22 protein-coding genes are annotated in these 25,576 nt (G+C 39.7%); 20 read left to right on the top strand and 2 right to left on the bottom strand.

Going from position 1 to position 25,576, the window contains the following annotated elements; translation table 11 throughout:
- Positions 1-68 precede the first annotated feature (68 nt).
- The 10 genes from DWX43_RS06425 (at position 69) to DWX43_RS26900 (ending at position 10,013) form a co-directional block, all read left to right on the top strand.
- The gene (locus tag DWX43_RS06425) at positions 69-395 is read left to right on the top strand and encodes a helix-turn-helix transcriptional regulator (protein WP_233458272.1); all 327 of its coding nucleotides are present in this window, start codon (positions 69-71) and stop codon (positions 393-395) included.
- A 549-nt stretch (positions 396-944) separates the two neighbouring features.
- The gene (ltrA, locus tag DWX43_RS06420) at positions 945-2,249 is read left to right on the top strand and encodes a group II intron reverse transcriptase/maturase (protein WP_024739147.1); all 1,305 of its coding nucleotides are present in this window, start codon (positions 945-947) and stop codon (positions 2,247-2,249) included.
- A gap of 371 nt (positions 2,250-2,620) precedes the next feature.
- Complete coding sequence (locus tag DWX43_RS06415) at positions 2,621-2,992, top strand: helix-turn-helix transcriptional regulator (RefSeq protein ID WP_006567762.1); 372 nt, start codon at positions 2,621-2,623, stop codon at positions 2,990-2,992.
- A gap of 211 nt (positions 2,993-3,203) precedes the next feature.
- Positions 3,204-3,566, top strand: coding sequence for a helix-turn-helix transcriptional regulator (locus DWX43_RS06410; RefSeq protein WP_006567761.1), 363 nt, complete (start codon positions 3,204-3,206; stop codon positions 3,564-3,566).
- A gap of 108 nt (positions 3,567-3,674) precedes the next feature.
- Positions 3,675-3,932, top strand: a complete 258-nt coding sequence (locus DWX43_RS06405; protein WP_006567760.1) for a DUF6870 family protein — start codon at positions 3,675-3,677, stop codon at positions 3,930-3,932.
- Positions 3,933-4,114: 182 nt separating this feature from the next.
- Entirely contained in the window at positions 4,115-5,800 is a 1,686-nt protein-coding gene (locus DWX43_RS06400; protein WP_006567759.1) for a recombinase family protein, read from the top strand.
- On the top strand, positions 5,793-7,451 hold the full coding sequence (locus DWX43_RS06395) for a recombinase family protein (RefSeq protein WP_024739136.1): 1,659 nt from the start codon (positions 5,793-5,795) through the stop codon (positions 7,449-7,451). Before DWX43_RS06400 ends, DWX43_RS06395 begins: the two co-directional genes overlap by 8 nt.
- Positions 7,452-7,453: 2 nt before the next feature.
- Entirely contained in the window at positions 7,454-9,037 is a 1,584-nt protein-coding gene (locus DWX43_RS06390) for a recombinase family protein (RefSeq protein ID WP_006567755.1), read from the top strand.
- Positions 9,038-9,070: 33 nt separating this feature from the next.
- Positions 9,071-9,676 carry a hypothetical protein gene (locus DWX43_RS06385; RefSeq protein ID WP_006567754.1) on the top strand — a complete coding sequence of 202 codons (606 nt, stop codon included), beginning with the start codon at positions 9,071-9,073 and terminating at the stop codon, positions 9,674-9,676.
- A gap of 172 nt (positions 9,677-9,848) precedes the next feature.
- Positions 9,849-10,013: a hypothetical protein gene (locus tag DWX43_RS26900; RefSeq protein ID WP_008726751.1), complete on the top strand. Its 165-nt coding sequence runs from the start codon at positions 9,849-9,851 to the stop codon at positions 10,011-10,013.
- Between the two features lie 217 nt (positions 10,014-10,230).
- On the opposite strand, the gene DWX43_RS06380 is transcribed toward DWX43_RS26900, so the two are convergent.
- Entirely contained in the window at positions 10,231-11,955 is a 1,725-nt protein-coding gene (locus DWX43_RS06380; protein WP_006567752.1) for an ABC transporter ATP-binding protein, read from the bottom strand.
- Positions 11,956-13,710, bottom strand: a complete 1,755-nt coding sequence (locus tag DWX43_RS06375) for an ABC transporter ATP-binding protein (RefSeq protein WP_006567751.1) — start codon at positions 13,708-13,710, stop codon at positions 11,956-11,958.
- A gap of 126 nt (positions 13,711-13,836) precedes the next feature.
- Between DWX43_RS06375 and DWX43_RS06370 the strand changes: the two genes are divergently transcribed.
- The 10 genes from DWX43_RS06370 to DWX43_RS06325 all read left to right on the top strand — a co-directional run bounded on the left by DWX43_RS06370 (position 13,837) and on the right by DWX43_RS06325 (position 25,557).
- Positions 13,837-14,454, top strand: a complete 618-nt coding sequence (locus DWX43_RS06370) for a TetR/AcrR family transcriptional regulator (RefSeq protein ID WP_006567750.1) — start codon at positions 13,837-13,839, stop codon at positions 14,452-14,454.
- A 78-nt stretch (positions 14,455-14,532) separates the two neighbouring features.
- Complete coding sequence (locus tag DWX43_RS06365) at positions 14,533-15,120, top strand: MptD family putative ECF transporter S component (RefSeq protein ID WP_006567749.1); 588 nt, start codon at positions 14,533-14,535, stop codon at positions 15,118-15,120.
- Positions 15,120-15,845, top strand: coding sequence for an energy-coupling factor transporter transmembrane component T (locus DWX43_RS06360; protein ID WP_006567748.1), 726 nt, complete (start codon positions 15,120-15,122; stop codon positions 15,843-15,845). The genes DWX43_RS06365 and DWX43_RS06360 overlap by 1 nt, the downstream gene beginning before the upstream one ends.
- Positions 15,846-15,858: 13 nt before the next feature.
- Positions 15,859-17,358, top strand: a complete 1,500-nt coding sequence (locus DWX43_RS06355) for an energy-coupling factor ABC transporter ATP-binding protein (protein WP_006567747.1) — start codon at positions 15,859-15,861, stop codon at positions 17,356-17,358.
- A gap of 440 nt (positions 17,359-17,798) precedes the next feature.
- Entirely contained in the window at positions 17,799-18,410 is a 612-nt protein-coding gene (locus tag DWX43_RS06350) for an MptD family putative ECF transporter S component (protein WP_006567746.1), read from the top strand.
- 2 nt (positions 18,411-18,412) lie between these two features.
- Positions 18,413-19,108, top strand: coding sequence for an energy-coupling factor transporter transmembrane component T (locus DWX43_RS06345; protein WP_330385484.1), 696 nt, complete (start codon positions 18,413-18,415; stop codon positions 19,106-19,108).
- Positions 19,109-19,154: 46 nt separating this feature from the next.
- Positions 19,155-19,907, top strand: coding sequence for a thioesterase domain-containing protein (locus DWX43_RS06340; protein WP_024739135.1), 753 nt, complete (start codon positions 19,155-19,157; stop codon positions 19,905-19,907).
- Positions 19,897-20,664: a 4'-phosphopantetheinyl transferase superfamily protein gene (locus tag DWX43_RS06335; RefSeq protein WP_025483254.1), complete on the top strand. Its 768-nt coding sequence runs from the start codon at positions 19,897-19,899 to the stop codon at positions 20,662-20,664. Before DWX43_RS06340 ends, DWX43_RS06335 begins: the two co-directional genes overlap by 11 nt.
- The gene (locus DWX43_RS06330; protein ID WP_006567742.1) at positions 20,594-22,153 is read left to right on the top strand and encodes an AMP-binding protein; all 1,560 of its coding nucleotides are present in this window, start codon (positions 20,594-20,596) and stop codon (positions 22,151-22,153) included. The genes DWX43_RS06335 and DWX43_RS06330 overlap by 71 nt, the downstream gene beginning before the upstream one ends.
- Positions 22,150-25,557, top strand: a complete 3,408-nt coding sequence (locus tag DWX43_RS06325) for a non-ribosomal peptide synthetase (protein ID WP_008726745.1) — start codon at positions 22,150-22,152, stop codon at positions 25,555-25,557. The genes DWX43_RS06330 and DWX43_RS06325 overlap by 4 nt, the downstream gene beginning before the upstream one ends.
- Positions 25,558-25,576: the final 19 nt, after the last annotated feature.

Here is a 25,576-nt window from a genome sequence, read left to right as displayed (position 1 = left end):
AGTGGAATTATACTAGAAGATAACAAAAGTAGCTAATGGTAATATGCATATAGATGGTGAGGTGTGATGTGGACCCAAAAGAATTCGGTGCTAAGTTGAGAGGTAAAAGAAAAGAATGCAAATTGTCATACCAGGAATTGGCTGAAAGGTGTCATGTAAACCATGGATATATCAGGCAGTTGGAAGCTGGCAATAAGCTTCCCAGCGTTTCGCTTTTATTCATTATATGTGATGTTTTAGGTACATCCCCCAATTATCTGTTTGGATATACGGAGGATAATGCTGATAAGGAATTGCTGGAACGTATATATCAATTAACGCCAGAGCAAAAGCGGGTGATGCTTTGTATTTTGGACGCTTATTTAAGCTTAGAAAAGATAGAAACAGAAAGTTAAAGCTGGACAAGAGGCATCTCTGATCTTTGAGATGTCTCTTGTTTTGTGTGCCAAGCATGGCACTAATCTTGCTGGTGAAAGTCCAGCCACGGGTTTTTACCGCCAAGTGTAGCGAATCACAAGTCGGTATCAGTAATGATATAGATGGAGGAAGTGGTGTAGCAAAGTTCTTGAGCCTACGAACAGAAACTTGATAAGGCGATTAGGTGGGGAAGGCTGCAAACCAAGCCGAAGCCCAAATGGTAAACGTAAACCGAAGTTGTAAATCAAGAGGTTGTGGAATGAAAGATTAGTGTCTTACCTTGGGAGACCCTACCCACATATCGTAAGATATGGTCGAAAAAGGTTTGGGGAGGGAGTCAGATGAAGTCATAGTAGGGGTAAAAGCCGAAGGACTGAAACGATTTATAGTACGAATCGTTATTAAAAGAATGATGCATTAGCCAGAAATCAGATGGACTGGAAAAGTAGGAACGTAACCGAGGAATACTGTCTGGATCGAGAGGGGTGATGTGCATAAATTTTGTGATAATAAGAGGAGTAACAACAATGGAATTAATAGATGTGATTACATCAAAGGAAAATCTAAACAGAGCTTATAAGAAAGTAGCAGCGAATAAAGGGGCAGGTGGAGTTGACGGAATGAAAGTCGGGGAACTTGGTGCATACATCAAAGGAAACAAAGACGAAATTGTTCAATCAATCAGAAACCGAACCTATATGCCCAAACCAGTACGAAGAGTTTATATTCCGAAAGATAATGGAAAAATGAGGCCATTGGGGATTCCAACGGTTTTAGATAGAGTAATACAACAAGCGATTGCTCAGCCAATTATAGATATTTATGAAGAAATATTCAGTGAATTTAGCTATGGTTTCAGACCTGGAAGAAGTTGTCATGATGCCATAAAACAAGCACTGGAGTATCTGAACGAGGGATATGAATGGGTGATAGACATAGATATAGAGCAATTCTTTGATAAAGTAAATCATGACAAATTAATTCAAATTCTTAGAGAGCAAGTGAATGACAGTACCACATTGCACCTGATTCGGAAATATCTGAAAGCAGGAGCAATGGAAAAAGGGCTGGAAAAAGCAGCAATAAGCGGAGTGCCACAAGGTGGTCCCCTGTCTGTTGTGCTGTCAAACGTATATCTTGATAAATTAGATAAGGAACTGGAACAAAGGGGACTTCGGTTTACGAGGTACGCAGATGACACAATAGTATTCACTAAAAGTGAAAAAGCAGCCAACAGAGTAATGAAATCCATAACAGAATGGATAGAAAGAAAGCTGTTCCTAAAAGTTAATGTTACAAAAACGAAAGTAGTCAGACCAACAAGAAGTAAGTATCTTGGCTTCACTTTTCTCAAACATGGAGGGGAATGGAAAGTAAAACCCACAACAGGAAAGAAAAAGAAACTGAAACAGAAGCTAAGTGAATACCTTAAAAGAAATAAAGCGATTGCACGACCGCTGGCTGAAACAATAAAACGAGTGAATGAAATAGCGAGAGGGTGGATTAATTATTTCAGAATCGGAATGATGAAACAATTTATGGAAGAGTTTGGAGCATGGCTAAGGCACAAGATGAGGGTGATTGTTCTAAAACAATGGAAAGTGCCTAAGAGAATATACAAAAATCTGTGCTATTTAAACCAGAAATATAAGTGTGGATTTGACCATGAAGCCATATATAAGGTAGCAAACTCAAGGCTCGGTTGGTATAGACGAAGCGGAATGAATGTTGTTAATTATATAATCAGTCCGGAAGTACTGGAAACAAGAATAAAGGACGGAGCAGGACTGCTCAATCCTTTAAACTATTATCTAAGAAATGTTGGAATATAGGTTGTAGAGCCGTATACGAGACCCGTACGTACGGTTCAATGAGAGGGAAATAACACTCGCTGTTATTTCTCTACTCTATTCGATGGGATATGGTTCGAGTAAACGAGAAAAAATGTCTATTAAATCAAAAAATGTTGACATAGAAAAAGGCATGCTCTATAATAGCACATATTTTTATGGTAAACCGTTGAGTGGAGGAGTCGCGCTGATTATAGAGAGCTACTGGTGGTGTGATGGCAGCATTTTAAATCAATGTGAATGGGCTTGCGAGATGAAAGTGAAAAAATGATAGGTAATAATTTTAAACGTGTATTGCGATGAAAAATCGTAGTATGGGGACACTCGATAAACGGTAAACAGGAGACAAACATATGAAGGATCATACATGTTCAATAACAGAGAACATTAGAAGGGCACGCGAAGAAAGAGGTCTGACCCAGGAAGCCCTGGCCGAATTGGCCGGAATATCACATAGCCATCTGAGTAAGGTAGAATCTGGCTCCAGGACAATCGGCATGAAAACATATATAAAAATACTGGAAGCTTTAGAGGTTGTTCCTGTTTTGGTATCTGAAGCAGATGGGACGGAAAAGAGCATAGAACTATTGTCACGTTTCTTATGTATCTTAAAGGAATGTCCGGAGTTGGAACTTCAGTTTTACTTAGACACAATTGAGTCGATGAAAGGCAGTTTAAGCAAAATAGCCCTTTCAAATAATGACAATGATGATAAAGTTGCGTGAGTATAAATTTACGGCATTAGTTGAAAATAGAATATGTTTTGTAAGAGAGCTGCCATCTACAGGCAGTTCTTTTTTTCTGGATTTATGTCGGAAAATCTGAAATGGCAAATTATACGCTAGAATTGGATGATATTGGTCTTTACAGTCCGTTCTCAAACAGGAAATCATCATGTAAAATACATTCAAACTTAAAAAGGAGTATGGTACGAAGATGGTTAACAATTTTAATATTGCTCAAAACATTCGTACTTTAAGAGAAGAAAGAGGATATACAATAGAGAAGCTTGCAGAACGGGCAGGGGTGTCTGCAAATCATATGAGTAAAGTTGAAAACGGTTTGAGAAATTTAAGTATGGAATCCTACTTGAATGTATTGGAGGCATTGAACGTATACCCTGTATTGATAGAATCTTCAGATATTGGTGACACGAAGGAACAGTACATATTGGCCTTTATAAATATCATAAAAGGCTGTTCAGGGAGAGAAGCGAGTTTTTTACTGGAGACTGCTGCTTGTATTAAAGAAAACATGAATAAAGCCGGATTTACCCTTCGTGATGGAACCGGGAGATGATAGATACAACCATTTCATAAGGTCTGTATTGAGTATGACACTTTTGGCGTTTGTGAAATATCGTTAAGAAGATGTAAAGAAAATCATTGTCCCGGGAGGTATAGAGAAATGCTTACGATTGAAGAGCTGGATGCTTTCCAACAGATAAAGTTGGATGAGGTTGATATTGATACGCTGGTGGATTTGAATAGTGTAAAAATAGATACCTCTTTACCATGTGAGAAGAGAATGAGAAAAATACTGGACGAAGGAGTAAATCCCTACCTGTTCCGCGTGGGGGACATGAAGATAAAGGTATCTTATTCAAGTACGGGCAGGACCTTATCCGACATAATTGAAAATTTGATAGAAAAAGCAGAGTGTTGATTGAGATTCGCAAAAGAGAAAAAAAGAAGGTGATAAATGGTTAGATAGGTGTGGACAACTGGAATGAATCATGGTAAAATAAAAGCGGAATAGAACTAAACATTTAAGCAGGTTCCTGCTACTTATTTGATGTATGACCCAGGGTTCATGCGCTAACTAATAAGTGGTTAGGAGCTGTTTTTATGCGTAAAAATCATATCTATCGTGCTTATGCTTATCTGCGCTTATCCGTGGAGGATGGCGATCAGATTGAAAGCGACAGCATTAAAAATCAAAGAGTCATAGTACAGCGTTATTGTGGCGGACAACAGGAAATCCAAATCATCGGTGAAGCAGTCGATGATGGGTATACTGGTACAAACTTCAATCGCCCCGGTTTCAAGAAAATCCTGAATCTGATTAAAAGTGGGGAGATTGACTGTATTATCGTAAAAGATCTGAGTCGTTTGGGCAGAGATTTTACGGAAGTATTGCGGTATGTACAGCGTAGATTCCCGGAGTGGGGCGTCCGTTTTATTGCGATTGATGATAACTATGACAGTGAAGCCGAATCCTGCAAAGAGGATTTTCTAACATTACCCATTAAAAGTCTGTTAAATGAAAGCTATCCGGCAAATACAAGTATCAGTATCCGAAATACATTAAAGGCTATGCGTGAGCAGGGACTTTTTGTCGGGGCATACGCGTATTATGGCTATCAAAAAGATCCAAATGATCATCACAGGTTGATTCTTGACCCTATCGCTTCGGAGGTGGTGCGGGATATCTTTCGCTGGAAACTCTGTGGTTTAAGTCAGGATGCCATCGCAACACGGCTTGACAGCCTTGGTATTTTGCCGCCGGCAGACTATAAAGTATCACAGGGGGTCCGGTACAGGACAACATTTAAAAAATATGAACGTAGCCATTGGACTGCCGTAGCTGTAGGAAGAATTCTTAATAATACCGCTTACCTGGGAATACTGATACAAGGAAAAACCACTACTCCGAACTTTAAAGTAAAGAAAATAATCTACAAAAGCGAAGAGGAGTGGGCTGTCGTAGAGGGGGCAATGCCTCCCCTTGTGAGCTGGATTGATTTTATGATTGTCAATCACTTGTTAGAGCATGATACGCGGACAGCGCCTGGTCAGGAAACCGTATATCTTTTTTCTGGGCTACTGGAATGTATAGACTGCCATCAATCACTTGTACGCAAATCCACGAAAGCAGGTGGAAAGGAATATGGATATTATGTGTGCTCTACCAACAGGGAGAATAGCAGGACATGTTCGCCTCACAGGGTTTCAGAATCAAAGTTGAAAAAAAACATTCTTCTGCTGATACAATACCATATTTCTGTTCTTACTGATTTAAAATCAATCTTGTCATATGTTGATACAATACCATTTTCGGACCGCAGGGTACAGAAGGAAAGCTCTCGGATGGAAATGTTAAAAAAGGATTACCAGAGGAATATGAAATTAGCTGCCTCATTATACGGTGACTATCAGGACGAGCTGCTGACAAGAGAGGAATACCTTCAGCTGAAAAAACAGTATTCAAGCCGTTGTACTGAACTGGAAAAGCTGATTGAGCAGCAAAAGGTAGAAAATGATAATATATTTCGGAATATCTGTGGTAAGAATGCATGGATTGATCATTTTTTGCAATTCGGTCAGGTAAAGGAACTTGACCGGAGGCTGGTAGTTAGTTGTATAAAGAGTATTCAAGTCTCCGAAAAGGGAAATCTGGAAATTACGTTCTGGTTTAAAGATGAATTTAGAAAGGTCATAGCAAAAATCAGACAGATTTGTACAGAATTGCCTAACCAGAAAATGGAAACATTCCTGGAAAGCTTAGGGGAAGGCGGTGTCATGTGTGGCTAGAAAAAGCAGAAGGAATCTGGTTGAAGAACAAGTTATTTTCTCACTTAGAGAATACAGATTTGGATCTTATGCACGCTTATCGGTTAGAAGCAATAAAATAAAAAACGATGATTCCATTAGTCATCAGCTGCAGAGAAACGGGGAATTTATAAGCAGGAATCTGTCAGGAAGTATTCTGACCGGTGAATACTGCGATAATGGTGTTTCGGGCACTACATTTAATCGTCCGGGCTTTTCTGAACTGCTCAAAGATATTAAGTCTGGAAAAATCAATGCAGTAATCGTTAAGGATTTTAGCAGATTTGGAAGAAACTATTTGGAAGCGCTGGAGCTGTTAGATGTAGTATTCCCGGAATTAGATGTTCGTTTCATCAGCATAGACGATGGATATGACAGTGCAGATCCACAATGCAGCAAAGAACGAATGGTTTATGTGATTAAACATCTGGCAAATGAATATTACGCCCGTATCTCTTCCAAAAAACTTACCCAGGCCCATGAACTGGCCAGAGGCAATGGGGAGTTCTGGGGAGCGAGGCCGCCATATGGATTTGAGCGTTCAAAAGCCAATAGTAAAATACTCGTGATTGACCCGGAAGCTGCCTCTGTTGTTGTCCGTATATTTAACATGTTTGTGCTGGAAGGATATTCATACTATAAGATTGCCCAAATATTGAATAGGGAGAATATTCCCTCGCCGAAAGCCTATCACTTGATAAAACATGGAAAAGCAGAAAAGGTAGAAAAGAACCCGGAAAAGTATCTGTGGCTGGGCAATTTCATTTCTAGTATCATTCAGAACCCCGTTTATATTGGCTGTTTGGTTACCCATAAAACAGAACAAAGCTATTATAAAGGAAAAAAATTAAAAAGGGTGCCGCGGCAGGAATGGAATATTGAAGAGGATGCTCTACCCCGTATCATAAAGCAGGCAATTTATGACAGGGCCCAAAAGAACGCACAGAAAATCTGGGTGAATAGCTTTACCAGAGAAATTGATAAGAAATATGGATTATTCGCAGGGAAGCTCGTATGTGGAGTTTGCGGAAGGCATATGTCACAAAGCAGGTATCATACAAAGCAGGGAATAGGTATTGAATATCATTGTCCTGGACATGATGTAGCACCTAATCATTGCAAGAACAAATTTATCAATGAAAAAGCAGTATTAAAAGCTGTTACGGTCCTCTTAGATAAGTGGGTCAGTATAGCAATGAAGGAGAAAAAAGCATATAAAAAGGACTCTTTTATAACCAAATTGAAACGGGAATACCAGAATCAGATTGCTGACATTGACCGGGAAATCCAGAGCCTTTTAGTGAGGCAGCAACAATTATACGAAGATTATGTAGATCAGATTCTGGATAAAAGAGAGTACATAGAATTTAAAAGACAGAATATGGAGAAGGTTGATGAACTGAGGGCACTAAAAGGGAGTTTGATTATAGAGTCAAATGATATGGTCAGGAGATATTCTTTAAAGAACAAATGGCTTTCTGCATTGATGGACAAGCAGGGAAATCTCTGCGTGACAGCGGAGATTATTGATGAATTGATTTCGGAAATCAAAATTATAGACAAAACCTCCATGGAAGTTATCTTCAAATTTGAAGATATATTCAGCATGGATTTGATTGCAAAGGCGGTGTGAGGATGAAGAAAAAATTTCTGCTTTTTTATGAACGTCTTTCCAGGGAAGATGGAGACGATGAAAGCTGCAGCATTACAAACCAAAGAAGATTGCTTAACCGATTCAAGGAGGAACACAGTGAATTTCATGATTATCAAGTAGAAGAATTTATTGATGATGGCTACACTGGCAGTAATTTTAACCGACCTAATTTTCAGAATATGATGAGCAGAGTCCGTTCTTTATATGGAAATATGATAGTAATAGCAACGAAGGATTTCTCCAGACTTGGCAGGGACACCATAGATACCGTCAATTATTTAGAAAAGATATTTCCTTTTTTGGAAGTACGCTATATTGCGATTAATGATGATTATGACAGCAAAGATTATCAATATGGTATAGATTTTGAAGCCAAATTCAAGAATTTGATTAATGGGTTAGTTCCAATTCAGGCGTCTACCACTCAGAAGAGAATTAAGATGGAGGAGGCTCTTCAAGGAAAGCATAACGGCCCAGTACCTCTTTATGGATATCGGTATACAGCTGACCGTGAATATGAGGTGGATTGGGAGGCGGCATATGTACTACAAATAATTATGGATCTATTAGACCAGAAAAAAAGTTATAAGTTTATAATTAAGTTCCTGGCTGAAAAAGGAATTGATCCGCCGAGCGTTTATTTGGCTAAAAAATACAATGCCAAATTATGTAAGACCAGTTCTATCTGGAATAAAACAACACTGAAAAAGATTGCAAGGAATAAAGCTTATTTGGGATATTCAGTACGTCATAAGGAAGAGGCTTGTGTATTGGGGACAAAAGGAACACGGGCAGTGAATAAGGCGGACCAAATTCTTGTTCCAAACAGACAGCCGAAAATTATCAGAGAAGAGCAGTTTAACAGGGTGAATGAGTGGCTGGATGAGAGGGCTGCTAAAAGTGGTTGCAAAAGTGGACCGAGGCGCAGAGTATCAGCATTATATAAAAATGTGTATTGTGTACATTGCGGTTCAGCATTAAGCAGGCGCAGATATCATGAAGATAATGACTTTTACTATTGTTTGGCTAAGCGTGAAAATCCATTGTCGGATTGTACTTTTCCGCCTATTGAAACAGCGGTATTAGAAAAAGCAGTGTTTTCGGTTATACAATTCAATTTAAGATTATTTACTGACAGCAAAAAGAAAATCTTAAAGGCTTTGAATCATAATATGGCAGATTACCATGCAATCATGGAAAGATTTCAGGAGAGGGCAGAAGAAATAAAGCAGAAGAAAATGAACTTGTATGAAGATTACAGAGCAGGGCATGTAAGCAGAGAAGAATATCTGATAAAAAAACAGAAATTGTCAGAACAGCTTGTTCCATTGGAGGCAGGAATTCAAAAGGTGGAAGAAGGAATCCGAAAATATGATGAGGCAAATATCATATTCTATTCAGATTTTGCCCGATTGGTCGATGAGTTTAGAAATGAGGAGGCGTTGTCTCCGGAGTTGGCTGATGCCTTTATTGAAAAAGTGTTGGTAGACAAGAATCATAATATTGAAGTTGTTTTTAAATTTCAGGACGAAATTAATATGCTGTGTATGAGAAAAGCAAGTTAATTACTTTCAAATTAAAAGGAGTGGACAATCTATATGAAGAATATTAAGGATTGTATGAAAAGTCGTATGAAAAAGAGGGCCGAGTTCGTAAAGGCACCCTATGGTTATCGTATTAAGGACAGGCAGTTAGTTGTAGAGGAAATGGAAGCTTTTCGCGTGAGGTCTGCTTTAAAGTTTGTTATGGATTATCTGAACAATCCGCCGGAATACATGGTATTGGAGTTCATAGATTATAAAAAAGATACACAGCATCTTGTCTTGAATTACGAGGAGGCGGCAAACAGTATTCCCTATAGTTGGATTTGCCGGCAGGTGGGAAAAGAAATAGAACTTCGGGAACAATACTTTCAGGCGGGAGAAGATATATCATTGCTTGCTTTACAGAATGTGATGGAGCTGTCATTTACAGAAGTGGAATCACATTGGAGTAATCAGGGGAATCTAATGAGAAGTGCAGGCATATGGGCAAAGAGATTGAGAAAAATGCCTGCCTCCGTATACTATGCAGGGGTTGTTACGGCGAGAACAAAATCATATTCAGAAGAGTTGAGATATATAGGCAATTATGAGCCAATAATATCAAAGGAGCAATTTGATGCATTGAATAAACGGGTGAATGAAACTGTATTTGTGGACTAAATATTACTGAATAAACACCTGAAAACATAGAACCGATAACTTATGAGCATATTTCTCATGGTTATCGGTTTTTTTCTTTCTGAACTATGTTGATGAAAACTGTGACTTAGAAGTAGTACAGGAATGCTATAAAAAGCTACATGAATTACTGGCCTGGGGATATCCATTCACATTGATCCGCATTAATAAAAGCTGTATGCATGTAGAATATCTGGACTATATCAATCAGATGGTGAAAAAGCTGTCGAAAAACAATTTGGAAGGCTTTGTAGATGTATGGAAAGAACTTATGTTAAGGGAGGAAAAACTGGCAACTGCAAATACTTTGATTAGATAGGAAAAATAAATTAAAGAGGAATGTGTAGGTTCAGGCAATTGTTTAGTAAAAACAGGTCTATGCAAAAGCGAAAGGTGAGGTATATGGCCTGACGACTGCCCGGTTCTGGAAGGTTAAGAGAAAATGAGTGCCTTGGCACAAAAAGAAAATCAGGGAAGGAATTCATTAAATCCTTCCCTGGTTTTCATTGATACAGAGGGGTGAAATGGGGTAATATTTATAATTGCCATCCGGTGGCTTCCACACGTAATTTAAGGAAATTCCGGTAAATTCCGTCCTTTTTACTGAGCTGGTCATGGGTGCCCTTTTGTTTGACGTGCCCATTATCAATCACAATAATCTGGTCAGCTTTTTGTACGGTACTCAATCGATGGGCTATGGAAATTAAAGTTTTATTTTTAGTCAGCTCCTCAATCGCAGATAAAAGAGCCTGTTCATTTTCAGGGTCAACACTGGAGGTTGCTTCATCTAAAATGACAATGGGTGCGTCTTTTAAAATTGCCCGTGCAATGGAGATTCTTTGTTTTTCGCCGCCAGATAATGTAGATCCACTTTCGCCAATTACAGTTTGATATCCATCCGGCAAGGCCATAATAAAGTCATGACAGCAGGCTCTTTTTGCTGCCTCCATTACTTCTTCAAGTGACGCATCAGGCTTCCCAAACTTAATATTATTTTCGATTGTGTCATGGAATAGATAAACCTTTTGGAAAACCATACTGATACAGTCAAGCACACTGTCAGCGGTATAGTCTTTCACATTTTGGCCGCCAATACACACAGAGCCTTCCTGAACGTCCCAGAAACGAGCGATTAAGTTACATAATGTCGTTTTACCGCTTCCTGACGGACCTACAATCGCACATGTAGTATGCTCTGGTATGTTTAAGGATATGTGGTCAATAATTCTGCGGGAACCATAGCCAAATGATACATCTTTTAATGAAATCTCATAATTGGAAGGATGGAGTTTATCTGTGGTGGTGTCCATCTGGGGAATATTTGTCACTTCTTCCAAACGGTCTAATTCGGTATTTATTTTCTTACTCAAGAATGCACTGTTTCCCATAGTTTCCAAATCAGAATAAACGGTAAATGCACAAAACAAAAATGTCATACAGAATGGTAGGGAAATTTTTCCGTCCATGTATAAGATACCAGCAGCAGCGATTAAGACGCAGCTCATCAATTTATAGACAAGGCCATATAGCCGGAGAACACCTGCGGTTGCCTTTTCCTGTGAATAATCAGCGTCCCATTTCTTTTGAAATGCAGTGTGTACCTCTTGCTGGCCGCTTTTGCCGTTTGAAAATGAACGGAGAACAGCAATCCCACGTATGTACTCTAAACATTTATTAACCAGATTTTCCTGGGCAGCCTGATAAATTGGCGAATGTTCTGCGGCCCGCTGTCTGACCAGGCGTAATACTGTCAGGCCAATTACTAAGCCTATCATACTTAGTGTCCCTATTATTGGGTTGAAAAAGAACATCATGAAAGACATAAGGAATGCCATGGCAACACCACTGGTCATCTGTTCGATAGCCATCATGGAGTAACCTTCCAGATCCGCTATGGTAGTGGTTAAAATTGTTTGGATGGTTCCAAGGTTCTGCTCTGAAAAATAACCCATAGGTGCTTGTTTTAATCGCTCACCAATTTCTAAACGGTAATCACGGAAAATATCATAACCGGTTCCGCTCATGGTACGGTCACTCATCCATTGGAAAAAGAAACGTCCAAGAATACTAATAAGAATGATAGTTACAGCTTTTAAAATTATTGAGGAGGTTAGTGTATCAAGATTTAACATGATTAAAAATACACTGAGCATCATAAAACTTTGAAAAAAGGATTTTAAAATATTGCACAGTATTCCAACTGTTATTTTTTTTCTGCTGGAGCCGGCGATTTGATAAATACGAGAAATCATTTCAAACATCTAAGATTCTCCTTTCGTTTTGGAAGTTACCGCATCTGAATAATTCTCCCACATTTTCTTATAAAGAGGGCAGTTCTCTAACAGTTCATTTTGCGTTCCGCATCCAGCTATTTTCCCATCAGCTACAACAAGGATTTGATCGGCATTGCGGATTGTATTCAGACGATGTGCAACAACAATTAGGGTTTTCCCGGAAATTAACTTACTGATTGCTTCTTGTATCAGTGCTTCATTTTCCGGGTCTGCATAGGCAGTTGCTTCATCAAGAATAACCACGGAAGCTTTTTTAAGCATGGCACGCGCTATGGTGATACGTTGGCGTTCTCCACCAGATAGGCGGTCTCCGGCATCTCCGGCCATAGTGTCGTAGCCTTTTTCTAATTGCATGATAAAATCATGGCAGTTTGCAGCTTTTGCAACGGTTTCTATTTGTTCGTCCGTTGCGGCTGGATTTCCCATGCGGATATTATCACGGATGGTTTTATCAAAAAGAAAGTTATCCTGTGCAACATAACTGATTTCTCCCATCAGCTGCTCAAAGGGGATGTTGCGAATATCCTGTGAACCAAAAAGCACAGTCCCGGAGGTGGCATCCCAAAATCCCGCCATTAATTTGGCTATGGTAGATTTACCAGATCCGGACGGACCGACAATCGCTGTCATTGATTTCGGTGACGTCTTAAATGAGATATCGTGCAGCACTTCACTTTTGTTATAACCAAAGCAAACGTGACTAAATTCAAATGTCGGTTCTGTGAGAGTAACCGGGTCCGCAGGCCGCTGCAGTTCAGGAGTTTTTAAGAAGGCAGTAACTTGTTCAAGGTTTCCTTTGATCATACTTACCTGCTCCATGGCTTCCGATACTTTCATCAGCGGCCCTGTAAAGCCAAGGGGGACAATAAGACATATCATCAGAACCGGTAAAGTAATCGAACCATTCATAAAAAGCAAAGCGCCGATAGGAAGTGTGCCAAGTAAGGTGGAGGGAAGGACTGCACGAGCGGCCGCATTCCATAGCCAGCACTCACTCCACCATTCCATGGTGCAGTCGTGGAAGTAATTGACAGCTTTTGAGTATTGCCCATAGGACGAGCTGGACCGGTTAAAAGCTTTAATGACCTGAATACCATTTACATATTCCACAAGAGAACTGTTCATTTCATTCGCAGAACACATATAGTTTTCCATACGGGAGGCATATCCGCGCATCATGGCAGCGAAAAACAAACCTCCCAACGGGACAGTAATTAAAGAGGCCAGCCCCATGCGCCAATCCAAAATAAAGATTAATAGAATACTGCATAGAGGTGCTGTGATGTGTGACGGAAGTTCAGGCATAAAATGGGCCATAGAATCCTCTAGCTTTGCCACATTATCTACAATTAAGTTTTTAAAAATGCCGGAAGGGGTTTCCAACATGACGCCCATGGGAACCTTCGCCATTTTATCGGCAATTCTTTCACGTATATTTTGTAAAATAGTAAAGGAAATACGGTGGGACAGAAGGGACGACCTCCATGTAAGGAATGTCTTAATGCACTGGCAAAGTGCCGCGATTCCCGCCAGTATCACCGTATCTTTAGTAGTAGCTGTTCCGGAATAGAGTGAGTCTGCCAACATAGCCAGTATAAGGAATGGAACCATACCAAATAGTTCCCCTAAAACGGCCATAAGAATGGAAAATTTCATTTTCCCCTTGCTACTGCCAACAAACATAAAAAGCTGCCGGATTGCCCCCGGTTCTTTTGATTTCATATAAACATCTTCCTTTCTGCTAATCAGAATTTGTAATTGGGTATTGATTTTTTAGGAAAAGGGTGGTAAAATCTATATTACGGTGTAATATTACAGTGTAATATAGTATAGAATGGAGGGGAGGAAATGTCAAGGGATTTCCAGCAAACTCATGAAAATCTTTTGGCCTGTGCAAAGAAACACTTCTTAGAATTTGGCTTTGAAAGAGCCAGTATTAGGGAAATCTGTAAAGACGCAAATGTAACCAATGGTGCCTTTTACAATCATTTTGCTGATAAGGAAGCTTTATTTGGTTCTTTAGTGGAATCAGTTGTTCAGACAATCCAAAAGATATATTCAGAATCAATAGATAAGCATTTTGATTTAGTAAAAACAGATGAGCTTAAGAATTTGTGGAGGCTGTCAGAAAGTACGATTATCCAGATAATCGAATATATTTATGAGCATTTTGATGTATTCAGGCTGCTTCTGATGTGCTCGTCAGGAACAAAGTATGCAGGCTTTTTAGACGACTTGGTACGCGCAGATGTGCAGGAGACAATAAAACTCATTGCAGAATTAAAAGCACGCGGTGTACCTGTCAATGATTTAGATGAGGACGAGTGGCATATGTTGGTCCATTCTTACTATGCTTCAATTGCGGAAATTGTTATGCACAATTATCCAAAGTCAGCTGCATTGAAGTATGCTCATACGCTATCGGTATTTTTCAGCTCGGGCTGGCAAACTGTTTTGGGGATTTAATCCCCAAAAAATTTCCCCTACAGTTAGCTGAATCTAACTATAAAATATGAAATTAGTCATAACGAAAGGACGATTAAAATGCAAAAATCTAATAAACTAAATGGAAAAGATCTTATCAATGTAGGAATTTATACTGCCATGACTCTTGTAATATTTTTTGTTTTCGGATTACTGACTGCACTGCCTGTAATATATCCATTCCTTCTGTTTATCTGGCCGTTTGTATGTGGCATTCCTATGATGCTGTACTACACAAAAATTCAGAAATTCGGGATGCTGACAATTACAGGTGTCATCTGCGGTCTGTTTTTCTTTCTTATAGGCTATACATGGATTGGGCTGGTGGGGTGGACACTGGGCGGAATTCTTGCTGATATTGTGTTAAAGGCCGGTCAGTATAAAAACTTTAACGTTACCCTCCTAAGCTATGCGTGTTTTTGCCTTGGCATGATGGGATGCCCTGCGAATCTTTGGATTGCCGGGCAGTCCTACTGGGAAAATATTCACAGCTCCATGGGGAACCAATACGCAGAAACATTACAATCTATGATGCCATCATGGATGATGTATGCGGGATTTGTGATTTTGTTTGTCGGCGGGATTTGCGGTGCTTTGCTCGGTCATAAAATGTTAAAGAAGCACTTTGAGAGGGCGGGTATTGTTTGATGCACATGCTTGCTGTTACAGAGACGAAAGGATTCCATTTAGACCCACGGACAAAATTACTGCTGATGGCCGTTGTAGCTACCGCCGAGTTTTTATATGGCCATACCGCTTTTATGCTTGCAGTGGCTTTGATACCTTTTATTCTATTACTTACAAACAGACAATATAAGGCAGCGGCCATTTTTATAGTTCTGTTTGTAGCTGCTTTGGTGGTTAAGGAAATCCAAAACTCAATTCGTTTTCACATGGTTGTCAATATGATTGTAGTTTTATTGGTGGGATTGGTTTTAAGGCTTTTTCCTGCTTTTGCAATGGGGAATTACATAATTAAATCTACTACTGCCAGTGAGTGTATTACATCACTGAGCAGAATGCATATCGGTAGGAATATTACCATTCCTCTTTCTGTATTATTTCGCTTTTTGCCTACCATGCAGGAAGAATCAGCAGCTATTAAAGACGCTATGAGAATGAGGGAAATCCAGTTTGGTACGAAAAAATTTTGGCAGAATCCAATGGCACTGCTTGAATATCGTTTCATACCGCTTATGATTTCGGTTGTAAAGATTGGTGATGAACTGTCTGCGGCAGCGTTGACCCGTGGGCTGGATAATCCAGCAAAGCGGTCAAGCATAACGAGAGTTGGATTTACCTGTTACGATGCCATTGCGGTAGTAATTTCAGGCGTTATGCTGTTTGTCACCTTATTTATTATTAAATGGTAGAAGGGGAAGTGAAATGATAGAAATTAAAGATGTGTCCTTTACCTATGAAAGCGGAGAATCAGAGAATAGCCTGCGTAATATCAATTTGAAAATCGAAGATGGAGAGACTGTTTTACTATGTGGTGAATCTGGTTGCGGTAAAACAACTTTGACGCGCCTGATTAACGGATTGATTCCGCATTATTATAATGGACAGTTAACGGGACAGATTTATTTGGATGGGAAAGAGGTAAAGGATTATCAGTTATATCAGATTGCCCCCATGGTTGGCTCTGTATTTCAAAACCCGAGAACACAGTTCTACAATGTAGATACGACAAGCGAGATTGTGTTTGGATGCGAAAATTTGGGGTTGCCGGTGCAGGAAATGCTGGCAAGGCTTGAGAATACAACAAAATGCCTTAAATTAGAAAATCTGCTTGGACGGAGCCTGTTTGCTTTATCTGGTGGAGAAAAGCAGAAGATAGCCTGTGCATCGGCAGATGCTATCTGCCCTAATACTTTTGTTTTGGATGAACCGTCCTCAAATTTGGATATTTCTTCGATAAAAGATTTAACAGAAGTAATTCGCCAATGGCAATCTGAAAATAAGACAGTAATCGTTGCCGAACACCGCCTTTATTACCTGGCTCCATATGCGGACCGAATCATATATATGAAGCGCGGAGAGATATGTAATGAATATACAAGAGAGGAATTTTTGGAACTAGATCCAAAGGAGTTAAAGAAAATGGGATTACGTGCATTAAATCCATTTGACTTGATGCCTGAAAAAAAACCTGAAGCAAATGAAAAAAGCCTGCAGATTGATAACTTTTGGTTTTCATATGAAAAACGGGGATATCCGATTGTAAACATACCGAATTTAACATTGCCGCAGGGAGAAATCATTGGAATCATTGGTGACAATGGAGCTGGTAAATCCTCTTTTGCCAGATGTCTATGCGGATTAGATAAATCTTCAAAGGGCACTTTGAAATTAAATGGCAATGCTCTCAATGCGAAGAAGCGCCGGCATATTTCCTATATGGTAATGCAGGATGTAAATCACCAGCTTTTTACAGAAGATGTACTTGATGAACTTTTGCTGAGTATGGATGGAGAAAATGAGGAAGAGGACAAGGTTCGGGCACAAGAAATTTTGGCCGGGCTTGATTTGTCGGATAAACTGAAACTGCACCCAATGTCGTTATCCGGTGGTGAAAAGCAGCGAGTCGCTATTGGCAGTGCTGTTGCATCTGGGAAAGAAATAATCATATTTGATGAACCCACCAGTGGATTGGATTATAGACATATGCTTGAGGTTTCAGAAAAATTAATACAGCTAAAAGAAATGAAAAAAACGTTGTTTCTGATAACGCATGATCCTGAACTGATATACAAATGCTGTACACATCTTATGTTTATTGAGCATGGCCGTATATTATGGCATCGGCCTATGGATAACGAGGCTGTAAGACTTTTACAGGAATTTTTCTCCCACGAAAAGGGTGATTCAGCAATGGCTATATGAAAGCGAAAGAGTACTTTGAAGTGGGCTGAGAGAAATGTTATTTGTCATAAGGACTAAAGAGAACTTATTTCGGATATAGAAATACGTAAGAGTAAGCTGGAAGTTAATATAATGATTCAGGCCGCAGTACTTTTTATAATAGTGACAATGTCGATTTATCAAAAAGTCTGCGGCAATTATTTTATAATTTAATATTTAAGTAAAACGAAATTTAATTGAATGTTTCATAAAGTCATCTACAGCCCTGTGATGTGACAAGCCTTTGAATGAAACAAACTGTTAAAATGGGCTATTTTAAAAAAATACACATTTAAAGGGGTAGAAATATTAAAAAGAATCCTGTAAAATACAATAGAGTTAGTTGCTGCTAACATGCCGAGGCTTTAACTAATAGTTAGTAGCAACTAACCAAAACCACTATATTACAGGAGGATCTTTATATGAGTGAAACAAAGGGAAGTAAGTTTAGTATCAGAGACGTAATCACGGTTGCAGCCATGTTGGTAATCAATTATATGATAGCAATGGTGGTCAGCGCTGTCACATTGCCATTTTCAGAAGTGTATTTATATGGTTCAGCCGCCATTGACGGCTTTTTAGGAGCTGTATTCTTCCTTGTAGCGGCAAACCGGGTGAACAAACATGGGCTGTTGTTTGTTTGGGCATTTGTGTATGGCCTTATCCAGGCACTTATGGGTTACGCCTTCTTGCTGCCATATTTCCTGATTGTAGGCGTTATTTCCGAGCTGTCTATGATTGGAAAAAATACATATAGAAAGCCGATCCGCAATATGATTGGCTGGGCTTTAAACAGTATCGGGAATTTCGTTGGATGTGCGGTGCCTCTCTGGTGGGCATGGGACAGTTATAAAGAAATGGCATTAAATAGTGGCTTTTCACAGGAAACCTTAGATATGCAGTTTTTAATGTCAACCCATCCGGGGCTGATGCTTTTGGGCTGTGCAATAACCGGTCTTCTTGCTGTATTAGGTGTTCTGTTCGGGCAGAGACTATTAAGAAGACATTTTCAGAAAGCTGGTATTTTGGAATGATTATGAATCATAGTAACATCAGAAAAGTGGAGCAGATCGATGGCAGGACAGTGTTGCTGTTGGCTGTCTGCGCATGCTTCACTTCCTTCTTAAGCACCAGTTTGCTGGGGCATGGTTTATATATGATATGGCTTTTTCTATTGTTATGCTATTTTGAGTTATTTACGATGGGATTAGGAATGTTGGGGGTATATATCCTGTCGGTAGTTTGGCTGGCTATTAATACAAAATACCATATCTCTTTTCCATCACCGCTGTTATTTCATATGCTTTATCGTCTATTGATGCCGGCGATGATTGTGTGTCTGATAGTGCATATACCTTCAGGCAAACTGACTTCCAGTATAAGGAAGTTACCGATTCCCGAAAATATAATGCTGATTATAATTGTCATGCTCCGGTTTGCTCCCACCCTTGTTCATGAGTTTGGTGAAGTAAAAGACGCTATGAAGGTAAGAGGCTTTTTGCGGTCTATAAGGACAGTCCTTTTTCACCCGCTTAGTACATTGGAATATGCAATTGTCCCTATGGTTTTCAGAAGCCTGAAAATAGCGGACGAACTGGCATCATCAGCCATTGTCAGAGGAATCGAGAGTCCGTATAAGAAAGATAGCTATTACATTATAAGTCTGACTGCAAAAGATATTTTCTTAGTAATGTCCAGTACCATCATTGCTGTTGTTTGCTGCAGGGTTTAAATCAGTGGGGGGCGGTTGGGTTAGTCTGGATTCAGGAGGTGAGGTTATGATATACAATGGGAAATTGATTAAGAATTCGGAAGGTATTAGCCCCCAAAGTACAATAATGTTTTGTTTCCCATATGCAGGAGGCGGTGCCGCTTTCTATGCTAAGTGGATTCAATATTTTGACAAGAAACTTTCGGTTTGCCCCATACAATTACCGGGAAGAGAAGAACGTATTGGTGAGAAGCCATATTTGAACATGCAATCACTTGTAAAAGACGTTGTGGACGCTATTATGAGGTTTGACAATGACTTTATCCTATTTGGCCATAGCATGGGCGGCAAAATAGCATTTGAAGTTGAAAAAATGCTTGAGAACAACAAAAGGGTAGCAAAGTTGGCGATTTTCTCCGGAAGCAGAGTTCCCCATATTCCGGAACCACAGCCGATATCTCATTTGACAGAACAGGAGTTTTTGATTGGCCTGGAACGATATGACGGTATTCCGGAAGAAATAAAAATGGATAAAAGACTGTTGAACTTTTATATGCCGATAATCAGATCGGATTTTATTCTGGATGAAAGCTATTATCCGGATGCCCCATCAAAATTAATATGTCCAGTTTTGGCAATTGGCGGGAATGAGGATAGGGAAGCGACCCTGGCCGATATTAAGAGATGGTCTGAATACACGCAGAGCAAGTTTCAGTATTACCTTTTCAGAGGCGGGCATTTCTTTATAAAAGAAGATGAGGAAAATGTATTAAAGTTAATTCATCAAAAATCTGAGGAGTTTATCAATCGTGAAAATTAAAGTGATTCGTCCTACATTCACTTCACGGCATTGCTTTATGAATAATCTTCCTCCAGAAGAAATACAGGTTTGGATTCTGCGGTGGAGAAGCATGACAGGTTGGATAAAAGAGAATTGGGGAATCTTGAATGAAGAAGAGATAAAGCAATATACATCATATGTAAAGTATGAAGACATAATGAGAGGTGCAATAGGGCGAATCGCTGTAAAAAAGATTTCTTCATCTTATCTTGGCAAAGATATAAAAGATATACAAATTGAGAGAGGACGTTTTGGGAAACCATATCTGTGCTGTTCTGGAAAACGTCTATCTATAAATTACAACCTATCTCACTCGGGAGAGATTGTAATGCTTGCCTTTGGACGTAATGTTCAGGTTGGCGTAGATGTGCAGGCAATAAAACAAATACAGGAATATCAAAGGCTCGCAGAAAATTATTTTTCACCAGAAGAAACAGCAACTGTAATCAGGCAAAATAATATTGAGTCCTTTTTTGAATCTTGGACAGCGAAAGAAGCCTATGTGAAGGCAATCGGCTATGGGCTTTATAAAGATTTCGCCTCTTTTTCTGTAAAAATCGGCGGAACCAGCAGTGAAAGCTACGGAGATCAGATTTGGCGGATTTGTCAAATTGCTGTAGATAAATGTCATAAAGCATGTTTGGCATATGGAATGAGGAATGAGAATGAACTATGGGAAGAAATTGCGACCGGTACAGGAGAAAACGATAGATATCTGGCTGGGAGAAAGGTTTAAAGCAAATAGAAATAAGACCGCTATTGTGGAGGGCATAAATCGTATTACCTATGGAGAACTGGAAAAGAAAATCAACCAGTATGGCTGCTATTTCAAAAGGCGCGGGATAAGCAAGGGTGAACTGGTTGTTTTGCGAATACCGAATGTAAAAGAGTTTGTATTTGGTTTGCTGGGGTTAATTAAAATAGGTTCAATCCCAATTGTTACAAACTCTTTATTTGGTGAGAATGAGTTAAAGGGCATTTTTGATAAGACGGATGCCTCAACATTGGTTTTCTATGATAAGGACGAAGTATCATTAAGGATTCACAAGGGGCGTGCAAGCAGACAGATTTGTAAAATCGCAGTCAAGGATATAGCCGAAGGATTGAAAGAAGACACCGAAAATATCATCGAAGAAAACAAGGAGCTTGACAGCATAGCCCTCCTTATGTTGTCAAGCGGAACAACCGGAGTTCCTAAATTAGTGCCAATCACTCATAGAATGATTTATTGGCATATTTATGGATATAATCAGAAATTCCAGTTTACGTCCTCTGACAGTTATTTAGCTTGTCTGCCATTAGCACATAAGGTTGGGTTATATTCGCCCGGAATTCTGAATGTGTTTTTCGCAGGGGGAAAAGCTGTTTTATGCAGTGACCTGGACTGCGATGATATTTTTGTACAAGTTGAAAAAGAAAATATTACAATTACAGCCTTAGTTCCAACACTGGCGCGAATCTGGAATCAGTATCTGAATCAAGAGTGTGGATATGATTTGAGCAGCGTCAGGAAAATCATTATTGGAGGTTCCTTGGTTGATGAGAGCCTTGTTACAAAATTAATTGAAAAGGTGGAATGTGAGGTCTTACCCCTTTATGGAGCAACGGAAGGACTGGCCCTGTATAGTATTTATGATCGCAGCAATCTTGGCGATGCGGTAGGCTACCATTATTCGGTGTCTGGCTATGAGGAAATCCGGATTATTGATGAGAATGGCATGGACGTACTGAATGGTGAAGAAGGAGAATTGATAATTCGTGGACCATTTACCATTCAAAGTTATTATAACCAGGATGTCAGTATGAAAGATAAGTTCACATCGGACGGATTTTATAGAACAGGCGATAAAGTGAGATGGGATTCCACATATGGATATCAGGTACAGGGAAGGATCACGGACCAAATAAATAGGTCTGGTGAGAAAATAGAACCGAGAGAGATTGAAATATTTATAAGTGAACATCCGAACATTGATGAGGCGGTGGTAGTAGGTGTTGAGGATTTTCTAATGGGAGAAAGAATTTGTGCTTTCATCATGACTGCGGATGAAAAAATTAATTTATCACATATACGAAAATTTCTTATGGAAAAGGGGTTGGCAACATATAAGCTACCAGACCAGCTTGTGAAGATAGATGAGTGGCCTCTTACATCGGTAAAAAAGATTAACCGGGTAAAGCTGCGGGAGATTGCGAATAACACTGCAGGGAAGGAGAAAATATGAAATCGGAGATTACATATGCAGAGCTGTGTCAGATTATAGCAGAGATTGGGGAGTATTCTTATACTGCAGATATAGAAAACATAAATTTGATTGAGGCTGGATTTGAATCCTTAAAGGTAATGCTAATATCCAGTGAGCTAAAACGCAGAGGTATCAATGTCCGCGTTTCTGAATTGCTGAAAAAACCGTATCTGGCGGAATGGTGGAAAATAATAAAAATGCAGAGTGTCAGCGCAGAAAGTAAAAAGGAAGTGGATAGGAGTCGGACGGAAACGATGGAATTTCCTCTTACCGATGTTCAGCATGCGTATTGGGTGGGCAGAAATCCAGATCAGGTGATGGGAGGAATATCGTGCTATCTGTATTTTGAGTTTGAATGTGGGGAAATAGACCGGCAGAGGTTATCAAAGGCGTGGGAAAACGTGCAATACCTGCACTCATCGCTCCGGACAAAGTTTTTGGAGAGCGGAACCCAGGTTATTCAGGATAAACCATATAATTCCAGCATCATAATATATGACTTACAACAATTAGATGAAACAGAAAAGAAAGAGAAAATGGAAGCGGTAAGAAATGAGTACAGTCATAAAGTGTTGGCTGTTGAACGAGGCGAAGTGGCAGTACTCATTTTATCGGTTATAGGCAAGAACAAAACTATCTTGCATTTTGGCATTGATTTGCTGGTAGCGGATTTAAAGAGCATAAAGATTATTTTTTCGGATTTAGAAAAATTATATAATGATTGTTCTTTTGAGAAAACGCAATCGCCTTTTTCTCTTGAAGAGCACATGAAGCATAAAGAAAATGAGGACGCTTACCGAAAAGTGGCCGCTTATTGGAAAGAACACTTTGCTACACTGCCGGAAGCGCCGGAACTGCCATTAAAGAGAGCGTATCAATCGGTAAAGAAGCCGGTGTTTAAAAGAAGAAATTTTATGCTGGAGAAAGCGGATTGGGACAGGCTTGCGGCAAGTGCTGCGAAGAACCAGGTCACACCTGCAATGATACTGCTGACCATTTATACACAGATATTAGAACGTTACAGCAATCAATCGGATTTTCTGATGAATATACCTCTGTTTAACAGACCGTCAGAAGCAGAGGACAAAGTGGCTGATTTTACAAATATCCTTTTGCTTCCGGTAAAGGGCATTGAAGAACGAGGTTTTATTAGTAAAACGAAAAGAATTCAGGAAGCCTTTCTGGAATCGCTGGACTATTCTGCTTATTCCGGAGTGAAAGTAATAAGAGATATACTAAGGTCAAGGCCAACACAAAAGCTTGTGGCGCCAATCGTATTTTCTTGTGACTGCATGGAACCAATCATTACTGATGGGTTTGCAGGGAGTTTTGGCAAATTAAAATATATTTCTTCACAGACACCGCAAGTTTTGATAGATTTCCAGGTCATGAGATTCCCGGAAGGCATTTTGCTTTCGTGGGACACAGTTGAAGATGTATTCCCGAAAGGCTTTATAGAGGATATGTTCAGTGCCTATATAGAATGTTTGAGATGGACTATATCCAATCCTGACAAATGGGGGGAAGAACTTCCTGTAATATCAGAGACAAAATTCGCAGAGAGATATTCAGGCATAAATACAATTGGGGTAAAGCAGAATCTATGTCTGCATGAACTTGTTTTTAGAAATGCAACAGACCGTAGCAGCAAAACGGCTGTCATAGAAGGCACCGGCAGAACCTTGACTTATTATGAGCTGTGCAAAGAAGCGAAGAAATTAGCACGTTTATTACAGCTGGAAGGTGTAGGGCCTGGCGATAAGGTGGCTGTGCGATTGCCCAGGGGAGCAGAACAGATAATATCAGTACTATCAATATTGCTGCTGGGTGCATGTTATGTGCCGATTGGAATGAACCAGCCGGATAAGCGCATCGAAAAGATCGTGAAACGCGCTGATATAAGATATATGGTATCTCATGGCTGTCATTTAAGGTTAAACAGAGTGAATATCATTGATGTGAATGACCGGGCGAAGCGGGAGGAGATATCTGCCAATGAACCAGTAAATCCTTCCAGCAGTGCTTATGTTATTTTCACCTCTGGAACTACTGGAGAACCCAAAGGCGTGGAGATTTCCCATTTTTCAGCCATGAATACAATTTGTGATGTGAACAAGAAATGTGACATCAGTGAAAAAGATAGTTTATTGGCAGTGTCTTCTTTGGAATTTGATTTATCGGTTTATGATATATTTGGAATTCTTGGAACGGGCGGGACTATAGTCTTGCTGGACGAGGCGAGTAAAACAGATGCTGCTCAATGGTTGGATTTAGTTACCAGATACCATATAACCTGTTGGAATTCAGTGCCTTTTCTATTACGGATGCTTCTGGAACAGGCACAGGCTGAGGAGATGAAATTGCAATCCCTTAAAACCGTATTGTTGTCCGGGGACTGGATTGGTACGGACCTGCCGGCAAAATTAGCAGATGTTGCTCCAAATTCTGAATTGACAGCTCTTGGTGGAGCAACTGAAGGTTCTATATGGTCTAATTATTATCAGGTGAAGCTGCCTGTTCCTAAAGAGTGGGTATCAATTCCATATGGAACTCCCCTGGACGGACAGCTATACAGGGTCGTTGACCAGAGGGGAAGAGACTGCCCTGATTGGGTGCCGGGAGAATTATGGATTGGCGGAATTGGAGTGGCAAAGGGCTATGTCGGTGATGAAACCACTACAAATAATAAGTTTGTATCATTTAAAAACATAAGATGGTATAAAACCGGTGATATGGGAAGGTTTTGGAATGATGGAACAATTGAATTCCTGGGAAGAAAAGATACGCAGGTAAAATTCAGAGGGTACCGGATTGAACTGGGAGAGATTGAAGCAGCAATCAACAGGGCGGAAGGTATTAAGAGTTCTGTTGCATGTATCGTTTCGGAAGGCGGCAGTCAAAAACTTTGTGCGTTTATTGTTAAAAACGACCCAGATAGTGAGTTGATTCAGGACGAAACCATAAATCAGTCGATTAGTTCCTATCTTCCTCTCTATATGGTTCCATCTGAATATCAATATGGAAAGTCTATACCGTTGAGTGCAAATGGGAAAGTTGACCGTAAAATGGTAGCAGAATTGTTTTTTAAAGAACGTCAGGCTGTGGCCGGTTACGAAAAACCGCAGGGAGCTATAGAAGAAGAATTAGAACGGCTATGGATAGAAGTACTCGGTTCCACAAAGTATTCAAGAGATATCAGCTTTTTTAAAGCCGGAGGCGATAGCTTAAAGGCGATTATGCTGATTGATAAAATTAAAAAGTCACATTTAGTCAATGGAGATCTCGGGACAGCAATATTAGTGAATGCCCCTACGATTAGAGAACTGGCAAGTCAGATACAAATGATTAATCAGGGTGCAGAGTTGACGATTGATACCATTTAGCTGCAGACAAGGAGAAAAA

It is taken from the genome of Clostridium sp. AF19-22AC, assembly GCF_003479085.1.
Classification (GTDB): domain Bacteria; phylum Bacillota; class Clostridia; order Lachnospirales; family Lachnospiraceae; genus Faecalicatena_A; species Faecalicatena_A orotica.
The sequence above is the reverse complement of the archived record's forward strand: the minus strand, read 5'-3'. Positions and strand labels throughout refer to the sequence as shown.